This window comes from uncultured Kiloniella sp. (assembly GCF_937128705.1).
Classification (GTDB): domain Bacteria; phylum Pseudomonadota; class Alphaproteobacteria; order Kiloniellales; family Kiloniellaceae; genus Kiloniella.
In genome coordinates this window covers 1-7,131 of sequence record NZ_CAKZMP010000179.1, presented here as the reverse complement: position 1 = coordinate 7,131, position 7,131 = coordinate 1, and the positions used below count along the sequence as shown (strand labels likewise).

Below are 7,131 nucleotides of genomic sequence, written 5' to 3'. Positions count from 1 at the left end.
TATCTCATCATTCTTATCTCCGTTGGTCTCGGCATTCTCGCGGGTGCCGTTATCGCATGGCTATCCAGCGCCGCGACCCGAAGACGTGCGAAAGCAGCTGAATGGAAAGTGTTAGACTTGCAACGAGATCTCTCCTTTGAGCGCGCAGAACTTAAAAAGTTACAAGAAAAAGAACAGTCTAATTCTCTCTCTGTATGATAGATTTCTACAGTAAGAGTGGAATACAACAGTCCTTTTTAATCTCTTTTTATTAAGCGCAACTCATCACTTTACGGAGTAGATGTTCGCTTTATCCTTGTTAGCCTGATTAACATTAAACCGCTGCCTATAGCGGCCAGCACTTAGCCCTGATATAGATTTAAATAGACGGTTAAAAGCCGACACGTCTTGATAACCAACCCGCCAACAAACCTCACCTATGGTCAGCATAGTTAGTTCGAGTAAGCCCTTTGCCTTTTCTATTCGAAGCTCTTGAACATATTGATTAATAGAGTATCCAGTACTGTTCGAAAATCGGCGTTGTAATGATCGAACAGAAATTTTGGCCCGAACAGACAATGCCATTATCGAAAGGTCTTCGTTTATATTACTTTCCATCCAGAGCTGCAAAGCACGAATAGCCTGATCCTTGTGGCCCATAACCGGGCAGAAAGAACGATAGTTTCGCTGCTCTCGACCATTTGGGTCAATTAACATCTGGCGACAGATTTTCGAAACAACCGTTGGACCACACCAACGTCCTATTAAGTGAATTCCAAGATCCACCCAAGCCATGACACCTCCAGCAGTTACAATGTCATTGTCATCTACCAAAATATTTTCTGGGCTGAGCTGCACCTGGGGAAAGGTTGATCTGAAATCAGCCTCAAGAGCCCAGTGCGTCGTCGCTGGTCGGCCATCCAAAATACCCGCATGCCCCAACCAATAACCACCTGCACATGCAGAACAAATGATTACCCCGGAAGAATGTTGTCTTTTGATCCAGTTGTGTAAGTTTTGGTCACCATTCCCTCTGGCTCCTGTCAGGTTTGGCGGCAGGATAACAGCATCAATACTCTGATCGTTATCTACAGATGACGGTGCGAGTACTTGGTGGGTAATCTTTAGCTCGACATCATCACCCATCAACTGATTAGCCAGTTCGAACATCTCGCCCAAACCAAACAGGGCAGATTGTTGAACACCTTTGTACGCAATAATTACAATATTTGGCATGATTCGCACATTATTTGTCATATCCGCCAATCGTAAAGACACGCCTACCCCCTGTAAAGATAAGGGCATATAAAGCCCTTTACTGAAATGAGATTAAAATGAATAAATCGGCTCTGCTCCTTATTGACATCCAAAACGACTATTTCCCCAGCTTCAGCGGAAGTAAAATGCCCCTGCCAGCTATGGACAAAGCAATCGTAAACGCAAACAAATTACTTATGGCAGCACGCGATAGCAACACCCCCATCATCCATGTCAAACATGTCATGACATCAGATACGGCCCCTTTTTTTCGCCCTAGGACGCTTGGCGCTGAACTTCATGAAAGCGTACGCCCCATCACAGGCGAAGCCATTATTGAAAAAACGAAACCAAACAGCTTCTTAAATACAGGTTTAGAAGATTATATAAGGAACCGGAAAATTGAGCACCTAACAATATGCGGAGCTATGAGCCAAATGTGCATAGATGCAACTGTCCGCGCTGCTGTTGACCTGGGATTTAAAGTAACCGTGGCATGTGATGCCTGCGCCGCGGCAAATATTGAACATAATGGCATCTCTGTGCCCTTTGACATGGTTCATGCATCTATCATGGCGCCTTTGTCTTCCATTTACGCCGACGTCCGGCCTACGTCAGATTGCCTGCCTTAACGACAGAGACACCAAAGACCGTGATACTGAAAAGAATGAACAGCTCTTTTCAGTATCACGAAAGTCAAAGTATTCATCAAAAGAACGACATATAATATTTTACAAACTCTCTACGCGTTAAGGCTGGTTCTCTCCGCATTCACATTGTATAAAATATTCGAACTGTCGATTTAATTAAAGGTCATTCCGTGCAGAACATCACAGCTGAACAGGTTACACAAAGCCTAGACTACCCTTCTCTTGTCGAAGCTCTAAGAGACGCTTTCCAAAGCAACATAACGGTTCCCATGCGTCACCATCATGATATGGAACAGCCCAATGGCAAAAGAGAATCCACCCTTCTGCTCATGCCTGCTTGGGAATCCGGAAAATCTGTCGGCGTGAAACTTGTTACTGTAAGCCCTGAAAATGGTGAGAAGAATTTACCTGCTATTCAAGGAATTTACATCCTGTTTGATGGTGATACTGGCACTCCCAAAGCGCTCATTGAGGCCAAAACCCTTACAGCGCGTCGCACGGCCGCAGCTTCTGCATTGGCAACATCCTATCTAGCCCGACCAGACAGCACAAAACTCACCATGGTTGGAACTGGTGTTCTTGCCCCAAGTCTTATTCAAGCACATGCGGCTGTGCGGCCCATAAAAGATGTCACAATCTGGGGACGTGATCTGAAAAAGGCCGAAGACCTCGCAAAAGAAATCAACAACCTAGGGTTCACGGCTCATGCCGAAGAGAACTTGGAAAAAGCCGTATCTTCGGCTGACATCATTTCAAGCGCAACCCTAAGTAAAACACCCCTGATTTCAGGCAGCTGGCTAAAACCAGGCCAACATATTGACTTGGTTGGGGCCTATCGTCCGGATATGCGTGAAGCAGATGATGAGGCCATCAAACGAAGTAGCATATTTGTCGATACCTTTGCTGGCGCAACAAAAGAAGGCGGCGACATTGTGATCCCCCTACAAAGCGGTGTTCTCTCAAAAGAAGATATCAAAGCAGACCTCTTTGATCTTACCCAAGGCAAACATAAAGGTCGGAGTTCTGTAGAAGAGATCACTTACTTCAAATCTGTTGGTCATGCACTGGAAGATCTAGCCGCTGCACAGCTTGTTGATAAACGTATTAACGGCCTTTGAATATGGCATCAGCCACGATCTATCAGCATGAATTACTCATTACGATGAATACAGGGGTGGCCAATGGGATCACCTTGGTTAGGTATGGGTTCCGATTAACATCCCTTACTAGAAATCGGAACATGCCCCCGAAAGAACGTAACTTTGTTGCCATTGGCACCCCTGACATCAATAAAGCAACAGAGCTGGCAAAAGCACTCTCTGGTGAAGTCGACGGTATCAAAATCGGCAAAGAGTTATTCACCGCTCAAGGGCAAAATTCGCTCTGAGCGCGAAGTGATTAATACTGTGTTGCTTTACCAGAACAAATATGATTTTTCTTTCAGATGCTTAACGCTCTTATTCTCTCTATTGTCATTGCAACTGGTGCGCTCCTGATCTGGCCTCGCTTGGCTAATTTACAGGTTTGGCGCGCAACGATCACACCGCTAGCATCTATCATCGGGAGCGGCTTTTTGGTTCTCGGCCCTATCCTCGACGTCAACTACGGCGGATATGCTCCGCTTGTTATGGTCAGCTTGTGCGCAGTTGCTTACCTATTCGGAAGTGTTATCAGATTCAACATTGCGGACATTGCAACGCAAACCACTCCTTCAAAATTATTGGTGAGGCTTGAAACTATAGCTTCCAGTGTTCTGGCCTTCGCTTTCATCATATCCGTTGCTTATTACCTCAACTTGTTTGGCGCTTTTGGCGTAAGCCTGACAGAGCTAAACGACCAATTTCACGCTAACCTTCTGACCACTGCGGTGTTCGCATTAATCTTGTTCACCGGTATGACCCGTGGCTACGCGGCGCTTGAACGGATGGAACAGGTGTCTGTTGGCCTGAAACTAGCCATTATTGCAGGACTCATATTCGGCCTTGCCGTCCATTTCGGAGAGATTACCGGCCAGCACGCCTTGCAGTTCAGCACGCCACAAGTCTCGGGATGGGCGGCATTTACGTTAATGGCCGGATTGATTGTGACAGTCCAGGGGTTTGAGACATCGCGCTACCTCGGCGCAACTTATGATGCGCACTTACGTATACGTTCTATGAAGTTAGCGCAGAAGATATCTACCGTAATTTACTGTATCTATATTGTTCTCTTGACCTACGCGTTTGAATTCCCACTCTTATCTTTGGATGAAACGGCAATTATTGAGTTGATGCAGGTTGTCGCGCCAATCTTGCCATTGCTTTTGGTTTTTGCTGCTCTAAGCGCACAATTCAGTGCGGCGATTGCGGATACGAGCGGTTCTGGTGGACTATTTGCCGAAGCGACCAACGGCCTTGTACCTGAAAAGATAGCCTATGCTCTACTGGTCGGGGTCGGAGTGTTTTTAACGTGGACAGCTAATGTTTTTGAAATCATCAGCTATGCATCACGGGCCTTTGCCCTGTATTATGCCATACAGTCCAGCATCGCTGCGACCCGTGCGTGGCGTAAGGGACAATCCCTACAAATGTCAGGCTTTACGTTAATGGCCTTCTTGGGCGTAACCGCGGCGCTGGTAGGAACACCGGTTGAGTAAAGACAAAATGTTGAAAGTCAGATTATCAACAACCACCTTGTCCACAACGTAACCTGTGATGCTTTGGCAAAACACTGAAATAAAAGCATAATTATTTTGAATAGATATTACTATCAACGCTCTTGAGCCAAAGGTTTTGGCCTTGATTTTATAAGCCAAGTTACGCAAAACTATATCGAATTAACTTCTTCTTCTATTTATAACTCTCTTACAAGAAATAAGAGGTGACCAACGGGATCACCTCTGTTAGGTATGGGTTCCGATTAACAAACCTTTACTGGAGATCGGAATATGACCCCGAAAGAACGTATCTTTGTTGCCATTGACACACCTGATATCAATAAAGCAACAGAGCTGGCAAAAGCACTCTCTGGTGAAGTCGGCGGCATTAAAATTGGCAAAGAGCTTTTCACGGCTCAAGGCCCGAATGCTGTCAGGGGTGCCGTTGGTGGCGAACCTCTTTTTGTCGACCTGAAGTTTCACGACATTCCCAATACTGTTGCCGGTGCGATCCGGTCTTCCCTACACATGCGTCCCTTTATGGTGAATGTTCACGCCTCAGGCGGCAAAGCGATGATGCAAGCCGCAGCCGAAGCCGCACGCGAAACATCCGAAGATCTCGGCATTCCGCGCCCGATCGTATTGGCGGTGACTGTTCTGACAAGCATGGATGATAGCGATCTATCAGACGTCGGCCAACAAGGCCCGGCAGCGGAACAGGTCAAACGCCTTGCCCTGCTTGCAAAAGAAAGTGGTCTTGACGGCGTCGTCTGCTCATCACAAGAGATTAAATTGCTGCGAGAAGTCTGTGGCCCTGATTTTAAGCTTGTCGTTCCCGGCATACGTCCTACATGGGCAAGTGCAGGCGATCAAAAACGGATCATGACACCGCGCGACGCCATTGAAGCTGGTGCGGATTACCTCGTCATTGGTCGTCCGATCACAGGCGCAGAAGATCCCGTAGCAGCTGCACGTAGAATCGTTGAAGAATTAAACTAAATCAGAAGGCCGGAAACAAAGCCGGGAAAGACAGCATGGTATCCCAGATTCCTCCAGAACAAGCCGTTCATGACATTCCGGTTAAGACCGTTAGCGGCCTTGCCATCAAAACGGTTATGGGGAATTTACCCGCGCTGGTACAAATGGCTTTGTTTCCGTTCTTGCTATCCGCTCTTATTTCAGCCCTGTCTATTCCATCTTTGGGGAATGCCCTATCAAGCTGGATACTAAGTATACTCGCATATGTTCCACACACACTATTTGCTGTTGCCTGGCATCGTCGCACACTAATGAACCTGCAAGCACCTGAATCCACTTCAATCACAAGCTGGAACAGAGTTCATTGGCAATTTCTTCTGAAAATAATAATCCTGCTCGCCATCTTTTATGGCATGAGTATGATTGGCAGCTTGCCCGTATTGACCATTGGCGCTGCAATTCCATCCCTTGTCCCGTTATTATTTTTGGGACTAATGATCGCTATGATTTATGTGGTAGCAAGATTATCATTCATTCTACCCGCCACTGCTGTCGGCGAAAAATACACCCTTAACGACAGCTGGAAGCACACGGCCAATCAAGGTTGGCGCATTGTTGCAGCATTCCTGATACTGACGATCCCCTTTGGCATACTCATGCTTTTAATTGCCATGTTCGCTTTCGGAAGCTTCTTTACTGGTATGCCAACAACCCCGGAAGAAGCCGCTAATTTTAATATCTTGAGTTTTGTTCAAAGTAACGGGCCTGCTTTTTTCTTTTTACAACTCATCATTCTTTTTGTGACTTATCTGCCAACTGCCGCTGTGATCTCAATGCTTTCTATCGTCTTCAAAGGCTGTACAGGCTGGGTGCCTGAACAACCCGAAGAAACGATAGATGGCTAAGGGAGCCACAAGCAAAATAAATTGGCATTTTACTTCGAGTGTATTTACCTCAAATAAATACACTTTGCCATTGCCACACTCCTTATACGTTGAATATTATCCCCCTTCTTCTACTAGACATCTAGCTAAAGAGTAATTTAAGGGGGATATAAAGTGACAACTCAGACAGAAGTAGATCAAACAGATAACTCTATCGCCATTGGAGAGGGAATCAGCACGGCCTTTTCATTACTGTTTTCAAATCTGGCGACAGCATTCAAACTAGCGATTATGCCAGTGATTTCAATCCTAATAATCGCTGTCGTGCTTTTTTTCTTTGTAGTTCAATCAATATTAGATATTCAGGCTAACCCGTCACCGGATTTACCTGTAATGTATTCAATAGCAACAATTGGAATCGCAGTTCTCGTAACATTAATTCCCATACAATATTTTACCGCATGGATCCGTTTTCTAAATACAGGAAATGCATCTATTTCTGAAACATTCGTGTTTAACCTTAAAAAAAGGCATTTTGTTATTTTTGGCAAAAGCTTTCTACTCTACATTGTAATGAATATTGCAATCGCTATTGCCGTAGGTTTAATTACATTCGCGTTTTCTGCATCAGAAATGCTATCAGTCATAGCATTAATTATAGCAATTTTTCTCATTTTCGTAGTTGCCCTAAGACTATCCTATGTCTTTCCAGCGGCTGCACTAGGCCAACCCTATAGCTTTTTTAAAA

8 protein-coding genes and 1 pseudogene are annotated in these 7,131 nt (G+C 45.4%); 8 read left to right on the top strand and 1 reads right to left on the bottom strand.

Translation table 11 applies throughout. The features are described from left to right. A pseudogene (locus Q0241_RS09775) lies at positions 1-198 on the top strand (hypothetical protein); the annotation flags it as partial. 66 nt (positions 199-264) lie between these two features. Here the strand turns inward: Q0241_RS09775 and Q0241_RS09770 are convergent. Next, positions 265-1,257, bottom strand: coding sequence for a helix-turn-helix domain-containing protein (locus Q0241_RS09770; protein WP_299376737.1), 993 nt, complete (start codon positions 1,255-1,257; stop codon positions 265-267). A 56-nt stretch (positions 1,258-1,313) separates the two neighbouring features. On the opposite strand from Q0241_RS09770, the gene Q0241_RS09765 reads away from it, so the two are divergent. The 7 genes from Q0241_RS09765 to Q0241_RS09735 form a co-directional block, all read left to right on the top strand. Next, on the top strand, positions 1,314-1,868 hold the full coding sequence (locus Q0241_RS09765; protein WP_299376734.1) for a cysteine hydrolase family protein: 555 nt from the start codon (positions 1,314-1,316) through the stop codon (positions 1,866-1,868). A 188-nt stretch (positions 1,869-2,056) separates the two neighbouring features. Beyond that, positions 2,057-3,004, top strand: a complete 948-nt coding sequence (locus Q0241_RS09760) for an ornithine cyclodeaminase family protein (RefSeq protein WP_299376731.1) — start codon at positions 2,057-2,059, stop codon at positions 3,002-3,004. Between the two features lie 2 nt (positions 3,005-3,006). After that, the gene (locus Q0241_RS09755; protein WP_299376728.1) at positions 3,007-3,273 is read left to right on the top strand and encodes a hypothetical protein; all 267 of its coding nucleotides are present in this window, start codon (positions 3,007-3,009) and stop codon (positions 3,271-3,273) included. 57 nt (positions 3,274-3,330) lie between these two features. Beyond that, complete coding sequence (locus tag Q0241_RS09750) at positions 3,331-4,521, top strand: hypothetical protein (RefSeq protein WP_299376725.1); 1,191 nt, start codon at positions 3,331-3,333, stop codon at positions 4,519-4,521. A 291-nt stretch (positions 4,522-4,812) separates the two neighbouring features. Continuing rightward, positions 4,813-5,520: an orotidine-5'-phosphate decarboxylase gene (gene pyrF / locus Q0241_RS09745; protein ID WP_299376722.1), complete on the top strand. Its 708-nt coding sequence runs from the start codon at positions 4,813-4,815 to the stop codon at positions 5,518-5,520. A gap of 35 nt (positions 5,521-5,555) precedes the next feature. Next, entirely contained in the window at positions 5,556-6,404 is an 849-nt protein-coding gene (locus Q0241_RS09740; protein ID WP_299376719.1) for a hypothetical protein, read from the top strand. A 153-nt stretch (positions 6,405-6,557) separates the two neighbouring features. Further along, on the top strand, positions 6,558-7,131 hold a 574-nt coding region (locus Q0241_RS09735; protein ID WP_299376716.1), incomplete at its 3' end, for a hypothetical protein.